We start from the raw sequence: 26,443 nt of genomic DNA, 5'->3' as shown, positions 1-26,443 counted from the left end.
GCAGAAAAGACAGGAAAGGCTGGCGGTGCGGCTGGGCGTGGGCTGAGCTTCCTCACCGGCCAGGTGTCGAGCCTGGCTCGTGCTCTCCCTGCGCTCACCGTGGGCGCTGTGGTTGCCGGCTTCACGGCCATGACCAAGCGCGCGCTGGAGACTGCCGACACCCTGGGCAAGCTGGAACAGAAAACCGGGATCTCCGTCGAGACCCTGAGCACGCTGGCCTTCGGCGCGCGCACGGCGGACGTCGAGCAGGAGCAGCTTCAAAAGGGCCTGATCCAGTTCGTCAAGACGCTCGACGACTACAACCAGGGTGTTAAGACCGCGCGCGATGCGACGCGGCAGTTGTTCGGCAACGCCGATGCGCTCAAGGGGCTCAGCGAAACGGACGCGTTGCAGAAGGTAATCAACGGCCTGGCCAAGCTGGAGCCAGGAGCGAAGCGCACCGGCCTGGCGCTCGAATTCTTCAAGAAGTCTGGTGCGGAACTGCTGCCCCTCATCGACGACCTCGGTACGGGCGGATTCGACGAACTGGCCAAGAAGGCCGAACGCCTGGGCGTGAAGATCGACCGCGACCTGGTGCAAGCCGCCCAGCGCGCCAACGATGCAGTTCGGGACCTCAAGACCAAGGCGGACGGACTCGCACTCCGCTTTGCGGCTGGCCTCGCTCCAGGGCTCGCCGACGCGGCCGAGTTTATCACTGAGGAGCTTGGCGCTGCGGGCAACGAAGGCTTCAAGCGGATGGGCGAGTCGGCGGGCACCTTCGTGAAGCTGGTTGTCGCCGGCTTCTCCCTCATCGGCCAGACCCTGGCCTTCGTGCTCGCTGAGGGCGAGGAACTATGGGAGCACTTCGGCGATACCGCCAAGGACCAGCTACGCGGTATCGCAGTGTTGGCGAAGGGCGCATTCAGCCGCGCGGTTACCGGCAGTGAGTTCACGCTCCTTAGCGATGATGACCTGAAGCAGTTCGAGGCAGGAGGCAACAAGTTCCTCAACCGTCTCCAGGCATTCATCGAGAAGATGGGAAAGACCATCGACAAGGTGTTTACGCTCCCGAGCGCAGGCACTGGCGGCCGGGGCAAGGGCGACGATGATCGCAGCAAAGACCTGGAGCAGTCGGACAAGGAAGCCAAGGCGCGCCTAGCGCTCGAAGAGTCCCTGCTCGACAACGCCCTCAAGCTCCAGAAGGCCCACCTTGCCCTCCAAGAGCAGCAGGAGCGCGACGCCTTTGAGAAGAACGAGCGCAGCCTGCGTGAGCACTTCGAGGAGCGCAAGCGCATCACGCGGGAGGCAGCAGAGGCGGAGGTCGCGGCGCTGCGGGAGCGCCTGGACGTGCTGGAGCGCCTGCCGCTACAGCAGGGCGAGACCAAGGACGCACGGACCCAAAAGACCCAGGACCTGCGCACGCAGATCGCAGTTCGCCAGCTCGAGTTGACCAAGGAATTGGGCAGCCTCACAGCCGAGCAGCGGAAGGCCACGGAGGACAACGCCAAGGCACTGCTCGACTTCGACCGCCAGCTGCTCGAAGCGAAAGGGCAGCGCTTCGCGGCCGAACGCGCGGCGCTCGATGAGCAGATCGCCAAGCTTGATGAGCTACTGGTCAAGGAAGGCGTGGCGGAGGAAGAGCGCAAGCGCCGGCTGGCCGAAGCGCGGTCTGTTGGCGAGCAGAAGATAAACTTCGCCGAGATTCAGGCCGAGGCCGAGAAGGCCCTGGCCGCGCTCGATGCGGAGATCCAGGCCATCCGGGACAAGGTCGCCACGGGGGTCCTGACGCAGTTTCAGGGCGAGCAGCAGATTCTCCAAGTCGAACGCGAACGCCTGCCCGTGCTGGAGGAGATCGGCGTAAGAATTCGGGGCGCGGCTATCACCGACGAGCAGATCGCGGCGGCCGAACGGTACAACCAGGCTCTCGGCCAGGTGCGCGTTTCGACGGATGCGGCCGGTCAGGCCCAGGCTAATTTCACCGCCCAACTGGAACAGGCCGTCCAGGCTGACATCGCGAGCTTCTTTAGCCAGGGCATCCAGAACGCGGAGAGCTTTGGCGACGCGATGCGGGGCCTGGCTCTCTCGGTCGTCCAGTCCATTCAGCAGATCATCTCGCAGATGATCGCTTGGATCATCACCACGAAGCTCCTGGGCGGACTGCTCAAGAGCCTGGGGGGCATCTTCGGCGGTTTCGGCCTTGCGGGCGGCGGTCAGGTTCCCGGCAAGGCCACAGGCGGCTTGATTCGCGGTCCCGGCAGCAGCACCAGCGATTCGATTCCCATTCGTGTCTCGCGCGGCGAGTTCATCGTTCGCGCGGCGGTCGTCAAGCAGCCGGGGATGCTGGAGTTCCTGCGCGACCTGAACCAGGCCGGCTTGCCGGCATTGAGGCGGCGCACCATGCGTGGTTTTGCCGAAGGCGGCTTGGTGGAGGTCACACCGGGAGCAGCGGGACCGACTGGCCGCGCGGACCTGACGGTTGATCTGGACGACGCGCTGGTACTGAAGCGCCTGGAGGCAAGCCCGATGTTCGCCCGCGTGGTAGTGCGGACGCTGGAGCGGAACCGGAAGGCTGCGAATGGCGCTCTGGGCCTCGGGGTGAAGTCACTGTGAGCGGCCGCGATTTCATTCCCGGAGCGTGCGTGGGGTGTGGCAAAGGGATTCTCTTCGATCCCGAGCTTGTACCCAGCCTCCGCATCTCGCGGCAGGGCGGGCGCTGGTGGGCAGACCCAAACGGAGTTCGCGAGCCGATCTGTCTCGAATGTGCCAGGGCGACCAACGCGGTACTGCGCCACAGGGGCAAGCCCGAGATGGTCGTCGTGCCCTGGGCGTACTACTGGCCGGACCCGAGCGAAGCGGCGGAGAAGTTGGGCCGGAAATTGGTGCGGGAGTTGATGACGCCTCCCATCCGGGCACTGCTTCAATTCGCAGCGAAGCTCGTGGGACCGTCGCGCTGGCGGGCGGCCGTGGAAGCGGTAGTGCGCCAGCATCCGGATGTTCAGGCGAAGCTGACAGCCCTTTCCGGCAACGGCCTTGATGCAGACCACGTTCTCGCCGGGATATTTGCCGAAGTGCACGACGCAGCAACCGCGCCCTGCCAGCCCGGGGGTGAGCTTACCCCACTCGACACCGGCAGCAATGGGGGCCAGCTTAGCGCACGTTTGCCCACAGGGGCGCAACGTTGCCGCAGGTTGGCCCACAGGGGCACCCAAGGCCAAGCGGCGGGAATTAGGGCCGTTGCCCAGTGCGCACAGGCCAACCCAAACCAACACTCGGAGGACTGATGGGGATCTTCAATATCTTGAACGCTCCGTGGGCTATTGTGCCGGAGAAGCTGGTGGAGGTGGGAGAAATCTACCTCGGACATCTGCGGGGCGAAGTCGAGCGTCCGCCAGAGGGTCAACCTCGCCGGGGTTCGCGCGGCCCCGAAGTGAGGGATGGCGTGGCCCGATTGCCCGTGCAGGGGATCGTCGTAAAGCGCCCCACGATTCTGGGCCTTTTCTTCGCGGAAACGGTCACCAGGCAACTGGCAGCCGACCTCAAGGCCGCGTTGTCGGACCCTCAGGTGCATAGCATCGTGCTGGACGTGGATTCGCCGGGCGGAACTGTGGACGGCGTCGAGGCGCTGGCGAGTCTCATCTACGAGGCGCGGGGCAAGAAGCCCATTGCGGCGCTGGCGGACGGCATGATGGCCAGCGCCGCCTACTGGATCGGATCGGCGGCCGACAAGGTGTACATCACCGGCGACACGACGGCCGTGGGCAGCATCGGCGTCGTTGCCACGCACGTGGATTACTCCAAGGCCGAGGAGCGGCGCGGCATCAAGGTCACGGAGATCACGGCGGGCAAGTACAAGCGCATTGCCAGCGAGCACGCGCCTCTCACCGAGGTAGGGCGCGCGTCCATCCAGGAGCAGGTGGACCACGTCTACCGCGTGTTCGTGGATGCCGTCGCGCGGAATCGCAAGACGGACAGCGAGACCGTCCTGGGAGACATGGCCGAGGGCCGGCTTTTTCTGGGCAAGCACGCCATCGCAGCGGGACTCGTGGACGGTGTCTCCACCTTGGACGCGCTGGTGGACCAACTGAACCAGCAGCACCGGGACGGGGCCAATTCGGCATCCCAAGCCGTGGCTCCCAAGAAGCCTGTGGTCACAGCAGTCCCAGTGCGTGGGGCACCGGCGAAGCGGGCGAGTAGCGCAGTTTCTCGGCCTCGGCCAGCTGCGCCCACCAAGCCAGCGGTCGCGCCGAGCGAAGGCAGCGTCTCCGCCGAAGTTTCGAGGGCGTTGCGCGCACACGCAGACTGGGCCGACTTCTCCTTCGTGGGCACGGGCGCCGGCCTGCTGGCAGAACTCCGCAAGCCCGCCACTGCGGGGCAGTACTGGCCTCATAGCGGCGAACAGATGTGCCTGATTATGCAGGTTCTCAAGCCGGAGCTTGAGGCCAAGGGCTGGCTGGTGCGTGTGAATGCCGACCGCCAGCAGCTGACGGTGATGCGCGAGGCGGCTGCCGCACAGGAGCGGCAGCGAGCGTTGGAGCGCCGGCTCTACATTCGATTTAGATACGAGCCTGCGACGCGGGCGAAGTTCAAGAATGATTTCACCAGGTTTGCGGCCTTCGAGCGGGGACAGGCCGATCCGAATCTGTCGGCGGAGGAGAAGAAGCGGTTGCGCTGGTCCGGGGACCCCGAACTCCAGCGACGTTTCAGCTTCGACTTCAATGCCTGGAATGCGTATGAAGCCGCGATGGCTGACCCGAACACGCCGCTCGAAGCAAAGGCCCGTATGCGCTGGATGAGAGACCCTGAGGTCCAGGAGAAGTACCAGACCGTCGAGCAATTCATTCAGGCTGAACGCTCGTGGGCCGCGCTGTCCCAGGATGAGAGGCTTCAAGTCCGCTGGGCCACGGAGCCCGGCCTGGCGCAGAGCTTCAACTTCGATTTCAACAATTTTGTTGCCTACGAGAAGCTTATGGGCGATCCCAAAGTGCCTGCGGAGCAAAAGTGGGAGCGGCAGTGGGCACGACTGTCCAATGAGGATCGGCGGCGCTTTGGAAGCGACTTCGGCGAGTTCACGCTCTACCAGCGGGCGCTGGCAGGGCAGGACTTGGCGGAATGACTTTGGCACGAGCCGTGGTAAACGACGACGGAATCGTGCCAGGAGCACCCGGTTGGCATCCTTCCAATCGGGCCGGCGTTACCGTCGAGCGTCGGGGAAATGGCTCGGGCCGCCACGTGCACGAGCCTGACTTGCGACACCCGCTGATGGGGATGGCTGCCCATCGGCGAGACGGAAGCTACCGAGGCGGCCGGTGTGCCGCCCACGGTTTCCCTCGCATGGCGGGGCTGGGGCCTATCTGCCGGGCTCCAGTCTCGCCGCGTGAGGCGCACCTGCAAGACCTCACGGCACGCCGAGAGGACTTCAACGAGGAGAAAAATTCAATGTCCGAAATCGAAAAGCTCAAGAAAGAGATCACGAAAGCCGACCAGCTTCTCGCTGACCTCCAAAGGCGTGAGGCGGAGGCTCATACACGATCCAGCGCTGCCCAGTCTAGGCGACAGGAGTTGGCTTCCGACGCTCTACTGGCGGGCCTGCCAGTTCCGGAAAAGGAGTGCGACAGGCTCGATGCGGAAGCGCAGAAGGCCAGCCGGGAAGCGGCCGACTATGGCGCGGCCGCGCCTCGTGTGGCAAAGAAGCTCGCCGACTTGCGGCGAGATCTTGCGATTGCCGAAGCCGGGGCACTGAAAGCTCAGGTCCAAGAACTCATCAGCCAGAGGAAGCGCCCGCTTTCACAGATCGACTCGGCAGTTCGTACGCTCACTAAGGCCGTCGAGGAGATCGACGCCGTTGATTCTTCCATCGCTGACCTAGTCACCAAGCTCGACAGTGCGAGATTCACACCGCTCATTGGATCTCTGAGGCGAGGCAGTCGCTCCACGGTTCGCCAATTCGTCGAGAACGCATTTACGGGGAAGCTGCAAGACGAACTGGCTGCGACACAAGCGCGGTTCTCGGAGGCGGTCATCACTTCCATCTCGGGCCTTCCAATTGGAGAGGTCACTGATGGCTTGAAGCGTTACAAGGCGGTCGGCTCCATCACCGGCCTGCGCTGCCAAGCCCTTAAGCCGGGCGATGAAATTCTCGCGGAGGCGAGCGAGGTCGCCGAACTCGTTGAGCGTGGAGTGTTGATTGCAGTGGCTGGCGCCTGACGCATCCGCGATGGCTGTCCGGCCCGACGCAGGGGGCAGGGTAACCGTAGGTACTTCCACGACCCCTCCCCCTGCGGGTGACGGCGGCCCCAGGCTCTCGCTAGAGTAAAGGCCCTGAATTTCAGGTTTCCTTTCCTTTTGCGAGCGCCCAAGTCGAGGCTTTTGAGGCGGTTGCAACCAGAAACGCTTCTCAGAAAAGGAAACCCGCTACCCGATGGCCCTAGTTGGTGTTGAGAAGATTGCGAAGGCGCTAAACGTCACCCGCAGGCGCGTCAACCAGTTGGTCCACGAGGGCATGCCGCGCGCCGAGCGGGGAAAATACGAGCTCGGCGCGTGCATGGCCTGGTACATCCGCTACATGCAGTCCGCCTTTGAGCGCCGGGAGATGTTCTCTGACGACGGCTCCAGCGCCGACGTGCGCCGACAGCGGGCTCGCATGCTGAAGGCCAGCGCGGACCTGGCCGAGATGGAACTGGCCGAGAAGCGCGGCGAGCTCGTGCCCGTGGAAGCATTCAAGCGGGTCATGGGAAACATGATCGCGGTCGTTCGATCTCAACTGTTGGGCCTACCAGGGCGCGTCGCTCACCAACTCGAAGGCGAGCCGCGGCACGTGATCCGCAAGCGGCTCACGGACCAAGTGCACGTGGCACTCACCGCGCTCTCGATTCCTGAAACCTACCTCCAACCCGGCCATTGCCTGCACTGCGGCCAGGCCGTGCCAGAACTAAAATTCAGCGAGGGCGTGAGCGGTGCGGTCGAGCCCTCGGACGATTCTAAGGAGGACGCATGACCGTCAGATTCGCCGACTTCTTGGCCAGAATACTCGAACGCCTGAATCACGAGCGTCCCGCCGACAACAACCACTCCTGGACGACCTGCCCACACTGCTCAGCGGTGATTGAGTTCGTGATGGCGGACCTGATCGAGACCAGCGGGTTCCGGCCGTCCGACGAAGTGGACGCCATTCTGGCGACGGGCGTGGTGCCGCAACTGAGCCCCGCCGAGATCCCCGTCTTCAGTGAGAGGGTTTCGGAAGCGATTGTGAACGACGTGGAGCGCTTCGCGGCCACGGAAGTCACGATCCCCTGCACGGCCTGCGGACAGACGTTTACGCGCGCGCTGGGCGAGCTTCGGCGGCCCACTCTGGCCTAGGTGCCTGGATGGCATTCTGGCTCGTAGCGATCCTGTTCGTCGCGACCACGGCGGTTTCCGCGCTGCTCTCCAGGCAGCGAGACGTGGAGCCTTCGGCTGCCGGCGAGTTCCAAGTCCCGGTCGCCGAGGAAGGCAAGACGCTGCCGGTGATCTTCGGCACCTGCATAGTGCGCGACCCAAACGTCGTGTGGTGGGGCGACCTGGCGAAGAATGCCGTCAAGAGCAAGGTCGCTGGCTGGCATCGCATCTTCACCCTCAGCCTCCTCTTTGAGCGCAGCCGAGTCCTGGGCTATCAGTACTTCATCGGCATGCAGATGGCGCTTTGCCACGGCGTAGTGGATCAACTAATCTCGATTCGCGCCGGCGACAATGACAAGCCCATCCCCGGAGTAGCCAACATTCTGCCCGGCCCCACGGGTGAGGCCGTGGTGGACATCAGTTCCAACGCGGCGCGAGACATGTTCGGCGGCACCATCCGCGACAACCCAACGGGAGAGGGCGGACTCAAGGGCCGCCTGCGCTTCTACAGCGGCAAGGAAGGCCAGCCTAGCAATGCCTACCTGGCCAGCCAGATCGGCCAGGCCACGGCTCCGGCGTATAGCGGCGTGTGCCAGGTGGTCCTGGAGCGTTCGTCCATCACGAAGGGTTGGCCCTTCTATGTGGGGACGAACCCAGTGATCAAGAAGTGGGCCTTCGTGCTGCGGCGCTGCCCGAACAACCTGGGGCTCACGGCGGGCCACAATATCATCGGCGGATGGGACGCCAATCCGGCCGAGATCGCCTACGAAATCATGACCAACCCCGTGTGGGGCCTGGGCATTCCGTCCGCGCGCTTCAACCTCACCAGCTGGCGCGCCGCAGGGGAGACGCTGTGGACCGAAGGCATGGGCATGAGCATCAAGGTCGACGAACCAACCAGCGGCGACCAGCTGCTCGGGGAGATCGCACGCCACGTGGATGGCGTGTTCTATACCGACCCGGCCACGGGCTTGTGGGAGTTCAAGCTGGCCCGCGCCGACTATGATCCGAACACGCTCCTGGAGATCACCCAGGACGACGTGCTCGAAGCCCCCGAGCTAACGCGCGGCTCCTGGGAAGAGACGCTGAACGAGATCAAGATCAAGTTCACCAACCGCACCACCTTCAAGGACGACATGGTGCAGGCCCAGGAGACGGCGAACCATGCCGTGCGCGGCGAGATTGCGAGTGACACTATCTCGTTTAAAGGCTTCACTAGCGCAGCCATCGCGCAGAAGGTCGCGGTCCGCGAGCTCAAGATTCATAGTTACCCGCTGGCCAAGGCGCGCATCGTGGCTAACCGCAAGGCGTGGAACCTGAGAATCGGCAGCGTGTTCAAGCTTACGTTCGCACCCTACGGCATCACCGGCATGGTGCTGCGCGTGGGCACGATCAATTACGGCGACCTGGCTAACCCGAGGATCGAGGTAGAGGCCGTGGAGGACATCTTCAACGTGGCCTTCACCGCGTACGATCCGCCCGCAGATAGCGGCTGGGTGGACCCCGTCAGCGATCCTCTGCCTCCGCTGGCGCAAGTTCTCGAAGAGATGCCCTATCACCTTACGGACGAGGCCGAGCGCAAGCTGATTGTTGCTGCCGTGCGCGCGGAGGACCAGAGCGACGGCTACCAGGTGTGGTCGGACGAGGGTCAGGGCTACTACCACAGCAACGACGAGGGCCCTTGTCCCAGCGCTACGCTGCGCGACCCTTACCCGCGCACGACACTAGCCTTGGACACCGTGGGCTTCGTGATTCAAGGAGGGCGCGACCTGCCGGGTCTAGAGAACACGGACGCTGCCGGCCGGGTGCGCGGTGAGAATCTACTGCTCATCGGCGAGGAGTGGATGAGTTGGACTACGGCCGCCGACAACGGCGACGGCACCTGGACCGTCGCGGGGATCGTGCGCGGCATCTTCGATACCATCCCAACCGATCATGCGGCTGGCGAGCGCGTGTGGTTCATCAGCGACGGCGGCAGTCTGGCGCGCCCGGACCCTTACCCCATCGACCTGGCGGTCAGCGCGAAGTGTCTACCGTACAGCCACAGGGGCGTCGTTCCTATCGAGAACGTGTCGCCCGTGACAAAGACGATGGCCAGCAGGGCGCAGAAGCCCTACCCGCCCGGCAAGGCCCAGGTCAACGGCCTGTACTGGCCCACGGACGTAGTGGGAGATGCAGCGTTTACCTGGGCGCACCGCATCCGCACGGCGCAGCCAAATGTGGTGCAGCAGGATGCCGCCAGCGTGGCGGGCACGATTGAGGGCACGTACACCGTTGAGGTCCTGCTGGACGGCGTGGTGCAGGGTAGCCGCACACAGACCGGACTCACGGGGACGTCCTTCACGTACACGCTGGCCCAGTACCTTGCCGACGCACCATCGGGCAAGGCCGTGCAGTTCAGGATCACCCCGATCAACGGATTACTACAGGGCACGGTGCGGACCACGGACGCCTTTTGGTTCGGCGGTTTCGGGTTGAACTTCGGCCGCAACTTCGGCGGCATGAACAAGGGGGCCTGAAGCGCTTGACTTTCGGCCGGCAGGAGAGGGAACGTCCCCGTCACCATGCTGGTGCTCAACATCCTGATCGTGTTCGTGGGGCTCGCGGCAATGGTTTGGCTGCTGGGCGCCATCATGTCGGAGATCTGACGGTCCTCGCATGCCCGAGCCGCCCATCCCGCCAGGCTTCACCTACCCGCCCCTGGGCATCCTAGATGCGTTCGCGTGCGTGATAGTCCTGGCCGTGGCCATCTATTTCTGGCGCGCTGCGCGCCGGGAGATCACTCGCTACAGACGCATCACTTGGCGTTAGGCACGAGCCGGACACGGGTTCTAAGGGTTCCGGGCCAGCCCAGCAGCACGCGCCGTTTATAGACCCTGTGCCCAGTGAGCACACCGTATCGTCCTGCACGATGCCGACAGCCAAAGGCGTCTTGCCCACGGCGGAGAAACCATGCAGCCCAACCGAGGTTGACACGACCGTACTCGCTACCAGACACTCACAATAAGCGAAAGGGGCCTGGGGTCGCAAAACGCGTGGTCTTGGACACCGCGCGCCCCATTTCAAACCACGGGCCCCTGCGTTTCAACCCGAGGGCGGCCCCCATTTGTGGAGGTGGAAGCCTCACTTGGGTGCCCTCATAATCCCGCATAGAAGCGACTCGCACAAGGTCACAAGAAGATTTACCCGGTCACAAAAAAATATACCCCCTCCTACCCAACGCCCCGGGACGCCCCAAAAAACAGGGTCAAAACGCGCTACAATGCGCCCCATCAGCACCCTGCTACCCGGGGATATTTGACGATGAGAGAGCTCGCGCTTGCCATTTTGCTGGCCTTTGTCTGCGGATCAGGGCCCGCTCGCGCCCAGAGCGATACGGTATCCCTACTGGCCGGGACGCGCCTGCGGGCGAAACTCGAATCGAGTGTCAGCACCAAGACTGCGCGTGTGGGAGACGGAGTCGAGGTCATCTTGCTCCAGCCTGTAGAGCGAGGCAGCAATGTGCTCGTGCCAACGGGCAGCCGCTTGACAGGCCGTGTCGAGGATGTGCGGGCTGCTGATCGTAAGCAGAGAATCTCGGCGCGGCTCCGGCTGGCGTTCTATCGCATGACCTTCCCGGACGGGCGTGCCCTTGAGGCCCCAGCTTCGCTTCAAAGCCTGGGGATGTCGCAAGACGTGGACGCCGAGGGCGTTGCGACGCAGCCTGGCATATCTAAGGGTGAAACCGCAGGCGTCGTAGTCACCGGGGCGGGCGTAGGCGCGGGCATTGGCGCTGCCGCTGGCGGGGCGAAAGGTGCTGGGATCGGCGCCGGTATCGGCGGAGCTATCGCGGTGCTGGGCGCATTGGCCGAGGCCAGCGCGCGCTGGGATGATTTCGAGCTTAAGAAGGGGCGCAAGCTTTGGTTGCGGCTCGACCAGGACGTCACGCTCAGCGAGGTTTCCGCTACCCAACCTTCCCTGCCGGCCTCACATTTCGAGCCCGCGAAGCCGTCAGCATCGGCTACCGAGGAGCCTGCGCCAACCAGCCCCCAACCCCACGAAGGCAAGGCGGACGTTGCGACCGAGGCGGGGTCGCGCATCTTTCTTACGGACCGCAAGACATGGGAAAGCCTCGGCGGTTTCGAGCGCTTTCGTAACACAGCCACGTCCGCGAGTAGCGGAACCCATCTGCCGAAGCCGGAAATCCTCAAGACCCTGCACGAACGCTGCCCTGGGTTCGTCGTTACTGTGCACGCAGAGAAAGCCGACTACATCGTGCTGCTGGACCACTCCCATTGGGGTTCGCCGCCTTATAGCGTCTCTGTGTTCACTCCGGCCGGCGACGCAATCTATAGCGGTGGGACCCAGTTGCTCAAGAACGCGATCAAGGATGCGTGCGCAGCAATCTGGGCTCATAAGTAGAGGGGATGAAATCGTTTCCCATCCCCAGCCGCCCATCTGGCTAACGTTCGGGAGAGTGCAAGATGTCCTACTCGTTGGATGAAATTCAAACCCTTATCTTCGGTGGCCAGCTACTACTTCTGGCCGCGAGCGTGCACTATGCAAAGCGGTACGTGGAAAGCACGGAAAGAATCAAGGAGGCCGCGATACAGCAATCCAAGGTTTCCGCAGACCAAGTCGAAAGTATGTCGCGCCCTGTGCTGGTGATGAAGGCCGAAGGCACTACAGTGCAACTAGTAAATGTTGGGACCGGACCCGCTTTGAACGTCGAATGGTGGCCGTGGCCGGAGCAACATCCGGAAGGCAGGGCGCTTCCAGCACGAAACGCTCCAAGCGGTAGACATCCATACATCGAGTCGCACACGGCCAGAGAGACAGGCGTGAATCAAGCGACGCTGATGGCTCAGAAGGCCAAGATCATCGTTTGGTACAAGTTGTTCTGGGAGGGAGTACCGGAGTGACTGCTACATTCGCCAGGACACGATGGTTGGCATGTGGACGAGTGCACAGGTTGTAGAGGAACTACGTCCGGCGAGCATGTTGGCGGAACCCATTATTCGCGCCAGTAGCACTAGCCCCTAATCTGTTGCAGCCGGCACAACCCAGGTGCCCGGCGCCTTCGCGGGTACATCGCGCGGCTTCTTGTCGGCCGCGGTGGGCGGCGGCTCCCCGTTCATCCCGTAGACCTTCGGCGGTCCTGCCTCCAGACACCCCAGGGCATTGCGCTTGGCTTCCATGCCGATCTGCGAGTACCACTCCCACATCTGCCGCGTGTTGTGCCCGCTGATGCTCATCCCCACCTGCACGGGCACACCGGCCTCGGCCATGCGCGTGATGGACGTATGCCGCAGATCGTGCGGGCGGAAGGACGGCAGGCCGGCCGCTTCCTTAATCTCGCGGAAGGCGCCGCGCAAACCCCAGCGGCTCATCGGTCGCGTGGGATCGTAGCGGTTGCGTGCCTCGCGGTAGGGGAACACGTAGTGCTGCGGCTCCCGAGCGCCCAGGCTTGCCGCCCTCTCCAGGAGCTTCTCGACCGCCAACGTGGCCACGCCGTTCAGCGGTATGCGACGAACGCGGAACTGATTCTTGGCGCTCTCCTCTCGCACGGAGATTGTGCGGTTGACGAGGTCCACGTCTGCAATCCGCAACCCACGGACCTCGCATCCCGATGCCGTGGTGTTAACCATCAACAGGCCAGCGTAGTAGGCCTCAGCCCACTCCGGCCGCCCACTGGCGACTGCGAACAAGCGCTGCTCCTGTTCGGCGGTTAGGGCGCGCGGCGGCTGGAACTTGGGCAGCCGCAGGGGCTCGTACCCCGGCTCGACGGCGGCCCACAGCCCGCCACGCCGGAGAATCTGCCCGAGCATGCTGAGTTCATGGTTGATGCGCGAGGCTCCGGCCTTCTGCTTGAACGGCGGCACGCCTTCCAGGCGCGCGTGTTGGTACTCGCGCAGGTGTGCCGCATGAATGGCCCGGAGCCGCATGTCGCCGAAGAAGCCATTGAGGGGGACGAGGTACTCCTTGTAGTCCGAAAGCGTCCGCGCCTTCAGGTGAGGGCGACGTGATTCCAGCCAGATCGCTGCTGCTTCGCGGAAGGTCCTGCTTGCAAACTCGGGGTCGTAGCTCATGCCGGCCCGGCTCTCCTGTGTTCGAGAATGCGCTGCTTTGGAGCAACAAACGGGGACCCGATTGCGGTAAAGAGTGAAGGGACCGCGCCCGCGCAGGGCGTTGTACCGCGCGGGCGCGGCAGGTGGGAGGAATCATGCCTAGTGGCCCGTTTCCAGGAAGTAGTCGATGCGGGCCGCAGCGACCTTGGCGTTTTTTCCCATGTCCCGAAGGCTGCCTCGCACTCGCTCATATCGCCTGTTACCCAGCCGCCACGAGCCTTCACGCCTATATTGCCGTCGAAATCGGCGCGGCCACTTGAACGGGAGGAACAGGCTGTCGGCCTTCCTGGTGGTGATTCCCAGCAATCGCTGCGCGGTCAACAGTTCGCCGCTCACCGCGAGCAGCTTGGGCTGTAGCCTTCGCCAACATGGATCTCGCCTGGCCGCGCGGACGACCAGCCCCGCGACGTCGTGGTCATCTGTATCCGCGTCGAACGCGCGGGGGTTGCGCAGGATCGTCTGCTTCACGCGAAGCAACAGGCGGGTGCGCGTGTTCATTCTCGGCATGCTAGTGGCTCCTTCTCGCCGGCCTGACCCGGCGTGCAATGGTGTGGGCTGGGATGCCGCCCCGGATGGGAGGACTCGCCAGGGCCGATTTTCAATTCTGCGGCGAGGGGTGATAGCTTGCCGTGCAGCCATCGTTGCCTCCTTGTAGGCGACGCTGGTTAGCGCCGTGCCCGGTGTTCATCCACCGGCGCGGCGCGCTGGTGCGGAATTCACTGCGTCCGAAGCTGTGTACCTCGGCGGCCTGTGGAACTCCAAGAGCTTTCTTGGCGGCCAGGCCAGGACCTATCCACAAAACTCTCCACAAATCGCGCTCATTCTCGGCGCACTTTGCACTAAATTGCGGCAGTAGTCATGTGCGAGCAGGGATAGCGGAAGAGGCGCGCCGACCCGCATGAACATTGGCTCGTCTCGCACTTCGTGACCCGTGTTGCTACTCCGTGCTAACGTCACAAAGCGCATTAGGAAACCGCTGCTCTATCCAATCTGAGCTACGGGGCCGTTCGCCTGACCTCATTCTCTCACGTCGACTGATCGAAATGAGGCACCGGAATGCGTTCGGCAGTCCAAGCTGCGGACGACTGTCCGAGCTTCGGAAGCCAGTGCGGAAGGGCATATCCCAGGCAGCCGCTAATCCCTTCGTACTCAGCGCGGTAAGCATCCCGGCCTGACGACAACCTTGGCACTTGATGTGCTCTCCATGGGTGCCGGGGAGTGGCCTGATGACCAGACCGTCTGCCGACGCGACGACCTTGCCAACCGAGCTGCCGCTACCGCAGCCCCGGGCCTCGCAGGCTGGTTCTGCGCCCGGACGAAGCAGCGACCTGCGCCACCAGCTGCGCAAGAAGTTCAAATCACTTGGCCGCCGTGAGCTGCAGCTGTGGAGCACCGCCCTGCTCATCCTGTGGCTCCTGACGGGCGGGTACCTGCTGCCGATCGTGCTGGGGATGATGCGCGACCTCCGCGACCTGCGCCTGCCCGACTGGGAGGCGCTGCAGGTGCTGGCGGGTTTCGTGATGCTGATGGTGCTGTTCACTCTGCACGTGGCGCAGCATCGGCGCACGCTGAACGCTGCGCGCGAGATGCTGCTGACGCAACTGATCCGCGCCGAGGCGGCGGAACAGGAATCCGTGCTCGACCCGCTGACGGGCGTGTACAACCGCCGGTACCTGGACCGCGCGCTGGTCAAGGAGATGCGGCGGGCGGAGCGCCTGGCTTCCTGCGTGTCGCTGCTCATGATCGATCTGGATGACTTCAAGTCTGTCAACACGCGCTTCGGGCATCAGGCCGGTGACCAGTTCCTTCGCGAGGCCTCCGCGCTGCTGGAGGCTGTATTTCGCGAGTCGGATACGCTCGTGCGTTATGGCGGGGATGAGTTCCTGGTGATCCTTCCCGACACCAGCCGCGGGGCTGCGGAACGCGCGGTCGAGCGCTTGCAGGAGCGAGCCCGCGACTGGAACGAGAACCGGCGCAGCCACGGAATCCGCCTGGGATTCAGTTGTGGGCTGGCGGAGTGCCGGCCCGGCGATTCCACCGACGATGCCCTGGCGCGGGCAGATGCGGAAATGTACCGAAACAAGGCAGCGCGCCGGAACCTGCAGTCCACCAGCCCTCACGAGGACACGCATGCGAGCCAACACGCTGTTGTTTTCCCAAGACCCTGAAGTCGTGCGCGTGCTGTCGCGCGCGCTCAGCGACCTGAGTATCGGAGTGGAAATCTGCCCGGACGTGGAAAACGTGATCCAGCGCCTGGAGAGCCAGAAGTTCGATGCCGTGATCGTGGACTCCGACGAAGGCTGCAACGCCTGGGGTCTGCTGGCGGGGATGCGCAAGTCGCGCCTGAATCGCCGCTCGGTCGGCGTCGCCCTGGCCCGCGATCAGGAGAGCTTCCGCACGGCGTTCGACATGGGCGCCAACCTGGTGATCGACAAGCCCATCCAGGGCGAGCGCGCGGCGCGCAACCTGCGGGCGGCCCAGGCCGTCATCCTGCGCGAACTCCGCCGGTGCACGCGTTACAAGGTGGAAATCTCAGCCACGGTGGAAAACGGCGCCGGCATTGTGCCCGCCACCGTCATCGATATCAGCGAAGGCGGCGTAGGATTGCGCACGCGAAAGCCGCTGGTCGCGGGGGAAAGCGTCCAGATTCGCTTCACGCTGCCGGAGACCGAGATGCCCTTTGACGCTCGCGTCGAAATCGTCTGGAGCAAAGAGGATGGCAGGGCGGGCACGCGCTTCCTGACCTTCGCACCACTCTCCAAGCTGGCTTTGCAGCGCTGGCTGCAAATGCGCGGCGAAGATGAGCTGCCGGCTGGGCAATCCATCTAGTTGACACAATAACGAGTCGAGTCGCGAGAGCCTTCCTTGCTCATCCGGGGTTGCCCGCTTCTCTTGCTCAGATCCCGGTCATTCGCTGCAGGTGTTCAGGATACCGGTCGCCCTGCACCGTGATCTTGGAGACGGCGCTGTCGATTTCACGAAGATCGTAGGGTGTCAGTTCGACGGCAGCGGCCCCGATGTTTTCCTCGAGACGATGCAGTTTGGTTGTGCCCGGGATGGGAACAATCCAGGGCTTCTGCGCCAGCAGTCAGGCAAGCGCGCCTCACCCACGAGTTCTTCGTTGATGAACGGGCCATACACCTCCGCAGTATCGAAGAGCGTAACGCCCCGATCCACGGCCGTCCGCAGAAGGGCGATCATCTCCTGCCTGTCGGGGGCGACACCGTACGAGACGCTCATCCCCATACAGCCCAGGCCCAGAGCTGAGACTTCCAAGCGGCTTGTTCCAAGTGTGCGCTTTTGCATGACTCGTCTTTCCACAATTGGCTACATACGCTGATTAGAGCCGGCCGGCGCGTGCTCGGATGTGCAAAAAAGCCGACAATTCGAGGAAACGCGTTACCGCGTGACAAGCGTTCCCTCAACAGACATGGCACGGCCTCCCAAGAAGGAGGCCGCATTCGAGCACAACGTTTCTCATGCCCGCGGTGAGAGCGGGCCGGCGTCTAGTAACCGTGCGCGGACGGGACATTGGCCGCAGCCCGAACGTTCAGGAAGTCGTCCGTCGGGGCCTCGGTCAGTAACACCTCGAGCGCGGCATACTCTCCCATGGTCTGGGCGGCGTGGGTCAGTGCGGAAGTCTTTCCCAGGAAGATCATCTTGCGGCACACGGCTTCGGCGAGCGAGCCGCGCCCGGGATTGACTGCCAACTCCAGCATCAGCTCCTCGGTGAGACCGTGACGCTGGATCTGTTCGGCCACTTCATCGCACCCGTAGGGATCCCCGCTCGCAACAAACTGCTCGTACATCTGGCGCTTACCCTCCTCGCCGATCGCCAGCAGCGATTGAGCGGCCGCCTCGCGCACCTCCCAAGAGGAGTCGGAGAGTCTCTGGGCGAGATCGGGAATCTGACGCGCGCGATGAGGGCTGCAGCAGGCGCGTACGGCCTCAAGGCGTACGGCTGCGTTCGGATCATGAAGGCGCGCGGCCAAAACCGCATCGACCGGGTGGCTGCAGAATTGTCCCACGACGCTCGCCGCCAGGCCGCGCAACTCCGGTGATGAGTCGAACGCGAACCTCTCGATGACAAGGTCACAAAGCTCTCCCAAGTCCGTTCTCAGGGCGATGGCTTCGGGGCCAGCCTGCCGACAGATCGCCGCGACGGCCTCGAGCGCGGCTACCTGCAGTCGCCGGTCAGAATCCTTCAGGTGCGGCAGGAAGTGAGAAAGGTCTTCCAGTCGGAAGCGCTGGAGGGCAGCCTTGACGGCAAGTAGCGGCAGATCGTGCTTCGCCGCTCTGCCGTTTGCCGCTGCTTCCAGGAGGATGGGGAGAGCCTTCGGGTGACGGCTCCGCCCCAGAGCGTCCAGCGCCGCGATGCGCACGTCCGGCGCAGGATCTTCCAGCGCCGCCTTGGCAAACACCAGCGCCCATTCCGGCTGAAGCATCCCCAGGTTGGCGACCGCCACGGCGCGCGGCACAGAGAAAATGCGGGCACGCCAGAAAGACTTGCGATAGGCGGAGTCGCCGGCCGGCAGGTCCGCTTGCTCCCGGCAGGCAGCGACAATCTGCCTGGCGCGCCTGCGGCCGAAGGCAACTCTGGCCCAGGATTCCACAAAGCCCAGGGCGAAGAGCAGCTCAGACGCATCCTGGCAGCCATGTCGAGCGGCCTTGAGCAGGAGTTCCTCGAGCGCCTTTACCTGGTCCTTCGAGTTCAGGCGGCTCCAGACGGCAAGCGCCTCCGCCTGCGGAACCCGACCCTCGGCCACTGCGCACAGCAAAGGGAGATGCGCTTCCGCAAGGGACTCCTTGATTTGGAAAAAGCGCCAGCGCTTCAGCCGGCGCGAAAACAGGAAGACGCCGATGAGCAGATTCAGAGCCGCGGTCGTCGCCAGGGCCCACTTGACCACCGGCAGTAGGGTTTCAACGGACAGCCACATAGCATCCTCCATCATCCTCAATAGGTCCGGTACGTAATGTCTTTACCACCCTGGCTCAACGCCGATTGCTCCGTGAACTTCACCCCGGCCTTGACCACTTCACGGCTGGACTCGTCCGCCGAACCTGCAGTCTTGCCCGCCTGGGAGAGCTCGCTCTCTACGTCGGCAATCAGCGTCTGCAGTCGCGCGGATTCGGTCTGAATGAGTTCCACCTTCTCCGTAAGACCACGCCCTTCGGCGCTGGCCAGCACCGGGACGCTTTCTTCTACAGCGCGCCGCGCCGCTCCCAGCAGGTACTGCAGCGAACGAAAGTGCGGCTGCCACAAGTAGGCGGAGTCCTTGCGGCGGCGAAACTGCTCCAATTCCATCGTCATTCGCCAGAACACGGCCGTGGAACGCACCAGGAAGGCGGCCAATTCGCCACGGAAGCTCTGCTCGCAGGCATATTCGGCGCGAAAGGCCTGGGCTTCGGCCGAAGTGAGGAACACCGTACCTTCATGCAGGGGAACGCGCAGGGCGAGATCCGAATCAACGCTTCGCACGTGAGTGCGGATGGAGAGCACGAAATCGTTGAGCAGGTCTTCCTCCGCCTTTTCAATCTTGCTGGACACGCCGAACTCCCTTGAGACGCCGACCGCGTCTGCTGCGGGGGCCGCAGGGAAAGAAATGGGGGGATGGCTGGGAGGAACTGGCGGCATCTCCGGCCGAGCACTTGACGATGCGGCTGGCTGGGTTGGCGCGGTCGTACCGAGTTCCCGTTTCTCGAGCACCGATTGGGCGAGGGCACAATCGCGCCCCAGCCTCTCGCTGGCTTTGGCCATCTCCTCCAAATCGCTCTCGCCACTGATGCGCCCCAAGGCCTCCTCGGCCTGCGTGCGCAGGCGGTCGGCCAATTCCTTCATCCTCTCCGCTGCCTCCAGCAGGAGCGCATCGAAGCGTGCGCCAAACAGAACATTGTGGACGGCGACGGTAGCCAGCACCCGCGGATGCAGGCTGGAGGCACCAAACGTCTTTTTGAAATCACGCACGCGGCTGAGCAGGCCGGATTTGGTCAGAGCGTCGAAGTCCGGCAGCATCTCCAGTTCGTGCCGAAACGTCTCGAACCGCTGCAAGCGCTTGATCTGTGCGTCGGGCAAAGGCGGCAGGGGAAGTCCAGCCAAGAGTCGGTCGAGCTGCTTTTCAAATCTGTGCATGGCCTCGCTGGACGTACGCGACTCTTGTGGCGTGAGCCGGCGAAAGAGAAAGGTCGCCAGCAGGTCCGCCTTATCGCGATCCCGCTCATGACACCCCGGGCAACCGGCAAGGTAGCGAAGCAGCGCGCCAGCCTCCTCCGGCGTGCCGTCTGCCTTCAACGCCTCGCGCATCATCGATGGAGTGACTGCCAGGTTCAGCAGGCCTATCCAGGATGATGCGACACCGGAGCCTGCCGCCGGGTCTTGTATTTCCATGCGGGGCAGTGGGCTGCCTATAGCGCGCTCCAGCACGCGGGTGAAGAAAGCGCAAGCGGCAGACTGCGCTTCCGCCTCGGAGGTGCCGGTTAGGCCTCCGCCGTTCATAACGGCCGCCTCCCTCGCTTGGATTGGCATATTCCCCACATCGGCCTCCACGACGATTCGCTACTGCTGGGGGCTGGACTGCGGCCGCCCACCCTCGGGAGAAGCAGCGTCAGACGAAGTCGCGACTTCCGAGCCCTCCGAACCGGCCAGCAGCTTCTCCGCCTCGCGCCGCGCTACGGTCATAATCTCCAGGTGATCGCGCGAGTTCTGCAGCGCTTCGGCATACATGTTGCGGCGGAACTCGTCGGTTTCGTTGTCGTAGCGCTGTTGCAGGCGCTCCATCTTGGCCCGCAACGAGGCCTCATCGCGCCTGAGTGTATCCACGCGCGCGCGGTTCTCGTCGGCCAGGGAGCACGGGTTCGATCCGCCCTCCAGCAGCTCGGGCCGCAGGCTGCCCAAAGCCGCCGGTTGCTGCGCACCGGGAGTCGCCGTTTCCGTGACTCCCCGCGGCAAATCTTCGTTGGCGAACACACGAGCCGCCTTGCGTGCCGGCTTCTGCCGTGCGATCTCGCCCAGTGAAAGGGACTCCGATTGCGCCACGCACGTGCCGGAAAGCATCGCAAACGCGGCCAAGGCCCAACATGCAATGGTGAGTTGTCGTTTCATGGGGACTCGTTCCTCCTAGTAGAGCTCTCGAAAGCTGATGACTTGCGGTGGCTGCGGCGGCAAAGGCTGTTTGAGCGAGCAGGCATCGAAGGTGATGTTGGCGCTGCCGCCCAGTACGCTGTCGACCAGCGATTCCTCTCCCGCCAGAACCTGGCCGTAGATGTTGGTCGATTGCGAGCCGCCGCCTGAGAACTTGATGACTCCTTTGACGATGACGAGCCCGTAGAACTGAAGGCCGCCGCTGATGTTCAAGTCGCCATCGACCAGCAGCACCCCGTTGCCCTGGGTATTGCCGGTGATCTGCAGGTTCCCTGGGATGTAAGTGATCTGGGGCGCCATATTGGACGGACCAGCCGGGTTCTCCGGCGGATTGGGCGGAAAATAGGGCGGCACTCCGAAGACTTGGCCGCTCTTGGTCCCGCAATTCAGCGGCGAACCGCTGCAGACGTAGTTGTAGGGCGTGTTGCGCACGTCGACCGCGGCCGCCATGCTCCTGTACATGTCGATAAGCGCGGGAATGTCATAGGGCCAGGCCTGGTTCTCTTTCACCGGCGGATTCTGGCCGGAGATCAAGTTCTGGGAGGAATTCGTCTTGTCCACCGTGCTGCTGGAAAAGATGGCGTACTTGCTGGTATCGCAGGTCTGCCCGTCGCGGCTGGTGCAGGTGGTATTACCCTGCTTGTCCGTGGTGCACGAACAACTGCAGTAATCGTAAGAGTTCACCGTCAACTGCCCGTTGAGCGTGACGTGGTCCTGGGAATCGATGGCCGCGCTGCCGATAAACGGGGGGATGGCCGCAACCTCCATCTGGGTCATCCGCCGGCTGCCCGTGGCGGTCACCGCCAGCGAGGTGAGGATGTAGACCGGCTTGAAGATCCGGCTGGTTCCGGCCGGTGGCTGATCGCAGGCAAGGTAGTCCGGCGGCGGCAGCATCTCGTTCATTCCGCTGTAGCAGGCTTGCCGGTTCAGCGTGGCCGCGCCGGAGCCGCCATTGACATAGAAAGGAGCAAGCGTCGAATTCGACTTCAGCGTGATCCGGACCCACTTGTACTCGAGCGCCGCCGGAGTTCCGGTAAACGGGGCGTCGCTGGAGAGGAAGGCGTACACGCCGGGAACCGATGAAGCCTGCGTGCAGGTGGTGTTGGAGGCGAAGCCGAGCCCGGGAAAATTCTCGCGACACAGTTCGTTGTCGAAGTAGCGGTTGTTGGGGTCGGTGGGCGCGACCACATCGCTGCCGCCGGCCGGATTCAGGACGTAGACCACCGAACCCGGACCGCCGGGCAGCGCAGTAGGACCAAGAATAAAGTGGGGCGCCGGGTTGCCCGGGGTGAGCCTTTCGCGCACCTCTTCCAGGCCGGCCACCGAGGCAAAGTGAGCCTTCACGCGGTTGCGGTGGTTATCGTTGAGCTGGGTTTCCCACGTGCCGGCTTCGAGCAGCGCGATGGCCATCGCCGACACCAGCAAGAGGGCGAAGATGGTGAGCAGCATCGCCATGCCGGACTGCCTCTCAACCGCCCGGTTTCCGGTTTTGGACCTATGTTCCATATCGGTTCGAAGTGCAAGTGCAACGCCAAAATGGGAACTGGTTCAAAAAGGGACGTAAGTGCTTGGCGGTGCGGGGATTTCATCGGACGAGCGTTTCCGTCGCGAGGACTGCGGGTTCGGCGGGCTGGACGAGAAGTCCGATTCACGGACGGCGCTCACCCCTGCATGAGCCGACGGCGGCGCAAGCGCCGGCAAAGGCCCATGCCTTCGGACGCAACGGTGGGCGGCTAGTTGGCACTGAGGTCGAAATTGAAATCCGTGCGGTGGAACGGGCCGGCGGGCACGATCAGGGTTCGAACCCAGCTCCTGCCGGCGTACACGATCGAGGCGGTGTATTCGCCGGGAGGCAGCGCTCGGAACAGGAAGGCGCCGCTGGAGTCGCTGGTGCTCTCACGGCCCAGCGGTTCCAAGCGAACGACGACGCCCCGGACCGGAACCACCCGCGCCGCGGCCGGGTCGTAGAGGGTGATTCGACCGGCGACGGTACGGATGGCGGCGAGCGTGAACTCCACCTGCGCCGGCTCCTCCGCCTGCGCGACGACGCGCACAGGTCTTACGCCCTCCAGCAGGTATCCGGGTGGCACGGATTCAGTATTGATGGCGAGTTCGTAGGGTCCCGGTTGCAGTCCCTGCAGGCGGAACTTCCCTTCGCCGTCGGTCTGTACCGACCTGCGATTCCCGTCGCCGGACACGGCCACGGCAACGCGGGCAATGGCTGTACCCGCATCATCGTGAACCAGGCCCACGATGGACACGGGGGCTGCCGCAACCCCGAAATCCACCCGGGTGTTGATGTCCGTTTCGACATGCGAGTCCGTCGTGAAAAGGGACTCCGACTCACGCTGAGGAACCACTTCCACCGTGTGGCGGCCCGGTGTCACACGGGAGAAAACATAACGCCCGTTGCGATCGGTGCGGGCCACCGTGACGCCATCGAGTACAACCTCGATGCCGGCCAGCCCGTGTTCATCCGCGCCTAGTTCGCCCCCCAGGTCGTCGTCGCGAAAGACGACGCCGGAGATGGTCCCGGTTCGGCCCGGCAGCAGGAAGCGCGGCACGCCGTTGAAATGGTGGCGCAAGGAGAACGCCACCAGCGGCTGGTAGCCCGAGCCAGCCGTGGAAAGCGGGCTGCGGAGCAAAGACATGGACACGAAGACATCGAGCGAAGCACTAAGCTTGCGAGAGTACGTCCAGGAGTGCAGGGCCGACTGGTAAGCTCCGCCAACCGATTGGGTGTTGTTGAAGAGGAAGCTGTAGTTGAGCTGTTGCCGGCTGGTGCCCCGCCCCATCCAGGCCACAGTGCCTCCCGCCTGCAGGCGTACCGGACTGAGGTGGAAGTTGACCCCCTGGACATACCCCAGTCCCGCCAGGGCTGGATTCTCCTCCAGCAGCCGTCCCAGTTCCTCGGGCGAGGTGGCAGCCAGGCCGAGTTGCGTCACCGCCTGGGCCAGCCCGGGCAACTCGCGGAAAATCACATCCACAGTCGGAGCCTGGGTCTGGCGATCCACGAAGGCGGAGACGTGCAGCCGGTCCCAACTGGCCCGCACGGTCTGGCGAAGCTGATGCCCGCCGAGGTCGCTGCCGGAATGCCGGGAGAACCGGTACTGAAAACTCGTGCCGAAGCGGTGCCCATCGAAACCGACGCCGAGGGGAAAGCTGAAGCTTTCGCTGCCGGGCCGCGGCGGCTGCTGCGGCTGATAGCGCGCATACGCAGCTCCGCCGAGTACCGACCAGTTGCGCGTCGGCTGGTAGCGCATCTCTATCTGGGAGTGCAGGTTGGTCTGCTCGTAATTGGCGATCGAATAGCGGTTTCCGGTGAAGCGCACGCTGCTCTTCAGCTTGTCGGTCACCTGCCGCGCCCAGCTCACGTCGGAGTAGAAACCGTGGAAATTGTTGGCCGCGAGCGAGGCAAACCCGCGCGGTTGGTAGCGCAACCGGGCGAAGAACTGTTCGTCGGCACGCCTCAGGCGGAACAGCAGCGATCCGCCGATGCGGCCATGACTGAGGCCGGCTTCTGCTTCCAGTTCCAGGGCATCACTCGGCTTGTATTCGTACACCAGTGACGCGACCGGCCCGGGTGTGCCGCTGCTGACTGTTCCGGCCCGTCCTCGGTGGGAAAAATGAAAGACGTTGAAGGTGAGGGCGGCGCTCTCGGCCAGCGGACGGCGGAGTCGAACGCCCAGCACGCCTTCCCGCACCGCAGGGAGGAACAGATCCTGAAACTCGGCGATGGACGTGTAGCCGGCATGCAGAGTGACCTCGCCTTGCCGCAGATGAACGCCGCGCACCGTGGAGCCGTTGAGGGTCATCATCGAGCTCTGGATGGTCTGGTCGCCGAGGGTGATCTCGCGGCGCGGAGTCTGGATCTGAAAAAACGCTGACGGCAGGCTGAGGCGCGAGCGCCCGGGCACTCCGGTAAACAGGTTGGCGGTGGCCACGTGCAGGCGCAGGGTGCGGTCGCCTTCCTGCCGGGTGAGGTTGAAGACGTTCTGCAGCTGGGCGGGGCCCGAGGCATAGCGCAGTTCGTAGCTGCCGTAGGAATCGCCCCGTGGCAACGGCATCTCGAACCCTTTAGGCCGGGAGGGCGGCGGCTCGGGGACGCGCACCGAGTACGCTCGGGTCCCTTCCTTCAGGACGACGACCACGCTGGTGGTACCCGGCACCTTGCCGCGCACGAGCAGCGTTTCGTCTTCCACCCGTGCCTCCGCACAGGCCGAATTCAGAGAATACGCCGCTACTGCTCCCGGCACCTGCACCTGGACGGTCTTCTGATAGCCCACCGTGAGTTCTTCGGCGAACGCCGGCAGGGCAAGCATCAGGACGACGATGGACGACGCGCGTTTCATCGGACGGTGAATTCGGCCACGTTGGTGATGGTTTGGCCTTCGAACTGAAACGAGGCAAAGGCGCGATAGCGTCCGGGTTTCAGCTCCGCCGGATACTCGGCCTGAAACTCAAGTTGCTGCCCAGGCAGGAGGCGATGCGAACGAAATGCCGCCTTGCCCACCAGTTGTCCGGACTGGCTGAGGATGGCCACGACGCCCTGCGGCGAAACCGGTTCGGCGCCAGCATTGGTCAGCCGTTGCGAGAACCCGGTGTTCGCCGTCGCCGACTGCGGTGTGACGGCGATCGGTGCGGCCTCGATCCGCACCTGATCCGAGAGGGTGAAGGTCAGCAGCGTTCCGAGCGATGCCGATAAACCGACCTTGCCCGGCTCCTTGAATTCGCTCTGGCTTTGAAAGAGGATCACAACGGCGCGCACGGGTGAATCCGGCGGCACCGTGAGCGTCACGCGCACGGTGGCCGTCTCACCCGGAAGCACGGTCACCGCCTTGCGGGAGAACACCGCGGTCGCGGCGATGCCGCGTGGCGTTTCCCCAGCGGCTACGAAGACCCGCTTGCCGTCGCGCACCACCACGTCGCGGGCGGCCATCTCAAACCGCAGTTCCCGGGGAGTGTCGTTGTGCAGGTTCAGAAGCTGACTTGTGCTCTGCCCCGGCTTGCCCCGAAGCTCCACAACCGCAGGCGACAGCGTGATGGAGTGCCGTACCGGCGATACGTCGTGCACCATCGGAGGTCTGCCCAGGGGCGGAGATGATCGCGGGATGTCGGGCTCAGCCGCTGCCAGGTGAAGTTCCTGGCCGGTGGCTTCCGGCGCCCATAACAGAACGGCCGCGACCAGCAGTGCGAGCGCGATCCCCCAGGCCATGGTGTCATCCGATTTCGCTTTCAGCGCCTTCATGATGTGTTCTCCTCCCGCGGCGTGCCCCTCAATCGGCAACGGCCACCCAGCCGATGGCGTTGGAGATTGTTCCAGCCGGAGCATCCTTGGGAATCTCCAACTCCAACCGATGCATGGAAACCGTGCCCAGCGGAACCTGCGCTTGGATCACTTGCGGAGTGGTGGTTAGCTCCACATCGTCGACCTTGAACCGCTGCCGCGAGTCCGCATGCAGCAGGAATGCGCTCAACGTGACGGTTCGCTGTGAGCCGCCTCCCGCCGAGTCCAGCTGAACCGCAAACCTGGTTGTGATGTGCATGGCGGAAGAAGTCCGCCGCACGCTCACGCCGCTGGTTCGCGCTCCGGTGGCATAGGACACGCGGCCGAAATCAAGATCGGCCTGTCCCGGGCCGGTGCTTCGCAACGCTGCGCCGCCTGCGGAGAGCGGGAAGCTGATACGGATTGCGCCCGGCAAAACCGCTCGGCCAGGGCTCTCGGCGGCAGGAGGTCCAGAGGCCAGTCCCTGCTTCCCGAGCGTACAGGCGAAGGCCAGCAATCCCAGGGCAATCACGGGGCCGCTTTTCATGGCTGGGCCTCCCAACATCGTTCCCCGGGGCC

The 26,443-nt window shown here is 64.0% G+C and carries 19 protein-coding genes; 10 read left to right on the top strand and 9 right to left on the bottom strand.

Annotated elements, in window-relative coordinates; all coding sequences use genetic code 11:
- Positions 1 to 129 precede the first annotated feature (129 nt).
- From VNK82_05900 to VNK82_05865, 8 genes are all read left to right on the top strand, one after another.
- A complete protein-coding gene (locus VNK82_05900; protein ID HXE90482.1) occupies positions 130 to 2,589 on the top strand; it encodes a hypothetical protein in 2,460 nt (819 codons plus the stop codon).
- A gap of 670 nt (positions 2,590 to 3,259) precedes the next feature.
- On the top strand, positions 3,260 to 5,092 hold the full coding sequence (gene sppA, locus VNK82_05895) for a signal peptide peptidase SppA (protein ID HXE90481.1): 1,833 nt from the start codon (positions 3,260 to 3,262) through the stop codon (positions 5,090 to 5,092).
- 323 nt (positions 5,093 to 5,415) lie between these two features.
- Positions 5,416 to 6,183 carry a hypothetical protein gene (locus VNK82_05890; GenBank protein HXE90480.1) on the top strand — a complete coding sequence of 256 codons (768 nt, stop codon included), beginning with the start codon at positions 5,416 to 5,418 and terminating at the stop codon, positions 6,181 to 6,183.
- Positions 6,184 to 6,397: 214 nt separating this feature from the next.
- Positions 6,398 to 6,973, top strand: a complete 576-nt coding sequence (locus VNK82_05885; protein ID HXE90479.1) for a hypothetical protein — start codon at positions 6,398 to 6,400, stop codon at positions 6,971 to 6,973.
- Complete coding sequence (locus VNK82_05880) at positions 6,970 to 7,335, top strand: hypothetical protein (GenBank protein HXE90478.1); 366 nt, start codon at positions 6,970 to 6,972, stop codon at positions 7,333 to 7,335. The genes VNK82_05885 and VNK82_05880 overlap by 4 nt, the downstream gene beginning before the upstream one ends.
- Positions 7,336 to 7,343: 8 nt before the next feature.
- Positions 7,344 to 9,872 carry a phage tail protein gene (locus tag VNK82_05875; protein HXE90477.1) on the top strand — a complete coding sequence of 843 codons (2,529 nt, stop codon included), beginning with the start codon at positions 7,344 to 7,346 and terminating at the stop codon, positions 9,870 to 9,872.
- Positions 9,873 to 10,656: 784 nt separating this feature from the next.
- The gene (locus tag VNK82_05870; GenBank protein ID HXE90476.1) at positions 10,657 to 11,754 is read left to right on the top strand and encodes a hypothetical protein; all 1,098 of its coding nucleotides are present in this window, start codon (positions 10,657 to 10,659) and stop codon (positions 11,752 to 11,754) included.
- A gap of 62 nt (positions 11,755 to 11,816) precedes the next feature.
- Positions 11,817 to 12,254: a hypothetical protein gene (locus tag VNK82_05865; GenBank protein HXE90475.1), complete on the top strand. Its 438-nt coding sequence runs from the start codon at positions 11,817 to 11,819 to the stop codon at positions 12,252 to 12,254.
- 117 nt (positions 12,255 to 12,371) lie between these two features.
- On the opposite strand, the gene VNK82_05860 is transcribed toward VNK82_05865, so the two are convergent.
- Positions 12,372 to 13,421 carry a tyrosine-type recombinase/integrase gene (locus VNK82_05860; GenBank protein ID HXE90474.1) on the bottom strand — a complete coding sequence of 350 codons (1,050 nt, stop codon included), beginning with the start codon at positions 13,419 to 13,421 and terminating at the stop codon, positions 12,372 to 12,374.
- 138 nt (positions 13,422 to 13,559) lie between these two features.
- Positions 13,560 to 13,958 carry a hypothetical protein gene (locus VNK82_05855; protein ID HXE90473.1) on the bottom strand — a complete coding sequence of 133 codons (399 nt, stop codon included), beginning with the start codon at positions 13,956 to 13,958 and terminating at the stop codon, positions 13,560 to 13,562.
- A gap of 728 nt (positions 13,959 to 14,686) precedes the next feature.
- Between VNK82_05855 and VNK82_05850 the strand changes: the two genes are divergently transcribed.
- Both VNK82_05850 and VNK82_05845 read left to right on the top strand, forming a co-directional pair.
- Positions 14,687 to 15,628, top strand: coding sequence for a GGDEF domain-containing protein (locus VNK82_05850; protein ID HXE90472.1), 942 nt, complete (start codon positions 14,687 to 14,689; stop codon positions 15,626 to 15,628).
- Complete coding sequence (locus VNK82_05845; protein HXE90471.1) at positions 15,591 to 16,289, top strand: PilZ domain-containing protein; 699 nt, start codon at positions 15,591 to 15,593, stop codon at positions 16,287 to 16,289. Before VNK82_05850 ends, VNK82_05845 begins: the two co-directional genes overlap by 38 nt.
- Positions 16,290 to 16,966: 677 nt before the next feature.
- On the opposite strand, the gene VNK82_05840 is transcribed toward VNK82_05845, so the two are convergent.
- From VNK82_05840 to VNK82_05810, 7 genes are all read right to left on the bottom strand, one after another.
- Positions 16,967 to 18,412, bottom strand: coding sequence for a HEAT repeat domain-containing protein (locus VNK82_05840; GenBank protein HXE90470.1), 1,446 nt, complete (start codon positions 18,410 to 18,412; stop codon positions 16,967 to 16,969).
- Between the two features lie 2 nt (positions 18,413 to 18,414).
- Complete coding sequence (locus VNK82_05835; protein HXE90469.1) at positions 18,415 to 20,004, bottom strand: hypothetical protein; 1,590 nt, start codon at positions 20,002 to 20,004, stop codon at positions 18,415 to 18,417.
- 9 nt (positions 20,005 to 20,013) lie between these two features.
- Entirely contained in the window at positions 20,014 to 20,559 is a 546-nt protein-coding gene (locus VNK82_05830; GenBank protein HXE90468.1) for a hypothetical protein, read from the bottom strand.
- Positions 20,560 to 20,574: 15 nt separating this feature from the next.
- Positions 20,575 to 22,053, bottom strand: a complete 1,479-nt coding sequence (locus tag VNK82_05825; GenBank protein HXE90467.1) for a hypothetical protein — start codon at positions 22,051 to 22,053, stop codon at positions 20,575 to 20,577.
- 278 nt (positions 22,054 to 22,331) lie between these two features.
- Positions 22,332 to 24,950: a carboxypeptidase regulatory-like domain-containing protein gene (locus VNK82_05820; GenBank protein HXE90466.1), complete on the bottom strand. Its 2,619-nt coding sequence runs from the start codon at positions 24,948 to 24,950 to the stop codon at positions 22,332 to 22,334.
- Positions 24,947 to 25,930, bottom strand: coding sequence for a hypothetical protein (locus VNK82_05815; protein HXE90465.1), 984 nt, complete (start codon positions 25,928 to 25,930; stop codon positions 24,947 to 24,949). Before VNK82_05815 ends, VNK82_05820 begins: the two co-directional genes overlap by 4 nt.
- Positions 25,875 to 26,411 (bottom strand): hypothetical protein, encoded by a 537-nt coding sequence (locus VNK82_05810; protein HXE90464.1) that lies wholly within the window; start codon positions 26,409 to 26,411, stop codon positions 25,875 to 25,877. Before VNK82_05810 ends, VNK82_05815 begins: the two co-directional genes overlap by 56 nt.
- Between the last annotated feature and the right edge of the window lie 32 nt (positions 26,412 to 26,443).

Source organism: Terriglobales bacterium, from assembly GCA_035573675.1.
Taxonomy (GTDB): Bacteria; Acidobacteriota; Terriglobia; order Terriglobales; family Acidobacteriaceae; genus DATMAB01.
This window is presented reverse-complemented; position numbering and strand designations above follow the sequence as displayed.

Excerpts from the sequence above, each read along its gene's own strand:
- VNK82_05840 (HXE90470.1), bottom strand. The coding sequence starts at position 18,412 with ATGATGGAGGATGCTATGTGGCTGTCCGTTGAAACCCTACTGCCGGTG.
- VNK82_05865 (HXE90475.1), top strand. The coding sequence starts at position 11,817 with ATGTCCTACTCGTTGGATGAAATTCAAACCCTTATCTTCGGTGGCCAG.
- VNK82_05855 (HXE90473.1), bottom strand. The coding sequence starts at position 13,958 with ATGAACACGCGCACCCGCCTGTTGCTTCGCGTGAAGCAGACGATCCTG.
- VNK82_05830 (HXE90468.1), bottom strand. The coding sequence starts at position 20,559 with ATGAAACGACAACTCACCATTGCATGTTGGGCCTTGGCCGCGTTTGCG.
- VNK82_05820 (HXE90466.1), bottom strand. The coding sequence starts at position 24,950 with ATGAAACGCGCGTCGTCCATCGTCGTCCTGATGCTTGCCCTGCCGGCG.
- sppA (HXE90481.1), top strand. The coding sequence starts at position 3,260 with ATGGGGATCTTCAATATCTTGAACGCTCCGTGGGCTATTGTGCCGGAG.
- VNK82_05870 (HXE90476.1), top strand. The coding sequence starts at position 10,657 with ATGAGAGAGCTCGCGCTTGCCATTTTGCTGGCCTTTGTCTGCGGATCA.
- VNK82_05815 (HXE90465.1), bottom strand. The coding sequence starts at position 25,930 with ATGCTCCGGCTGGAACAATCTCCAACGCCATCGGCTGGGTGGCCGTTG.
- VNK82_05810 (HXE90464.1), bottom strand. The coding sequence starts at position 26,411 with ATGAAAAGCGGCCCCGTGATTGCCCTGGGATTGCTGGCCTTCGCCTGT.
- VNK82_05825 (HXE90467.1), bottom strand. The coding sequence starts at position 22,053 with ATGGCGATGCTGCTCACCATCTTCGCCCTCTTGCTGGTGTCGGCGATG.
- VNK82_05885 (HXE90479.1), top strand. The coding sequence starts at position 6,398 with ATGGCCCTAGTTGGTGTTGAGAAGATTGCGAAGGCGCTAAACGTCACC.
- VNK82_05845 (HXE90471.1), top strand. The coding sequence starts at position 15,591 with ATGCGAGCCAACACGCTGTTGTTTTCCCAAGACCCTGAAGTCGTGCGC.
- VNK82_05890 (HXE90480.1), top strand. The coding sequence starts at position 5,416 with ATGTCCGAAATCGAAAAGCTCAAGAAAGAGATCACGAAAGCCGACCAG.
- VNK82_05880 (HXE90478.1), top strand. The coding sequence starts at position 6,970 with ATGACCGTCAGATTCGCCGACTTCTTGGCCAGAATACTCGAACGCCTG.
- VNK82_05900 (HXE90482.1), top strand. The coding sequence starts at position 130 with ATGACCAAGCGCGCGCTGGAGACTGCCGACACCCTGGGCAAGCTGGAA.
- VNK82_05875 (HXE90477.1), top strand. The coding sequence starts at position 7,344 with ATGGCATTCTGGCTCGTAGCGATCCTGTTCGTCGCGACCACGGCGGTT.
- VNK82_05860 (HXE90474.1), bottom strand. The coding sequence starts at position 13,421 with ATGAGCTACGACCCCGAGTTTGCAAGCAGGACCTTCCGCGAAGCAGCA.
- VNK82_05850 (HXE90472.1), top strand. The coding sequence starts at position 14,687 with ATGACCAGACCGTCTGCCGACGCGACGACCTTGCCAACCGAGCTGCCG.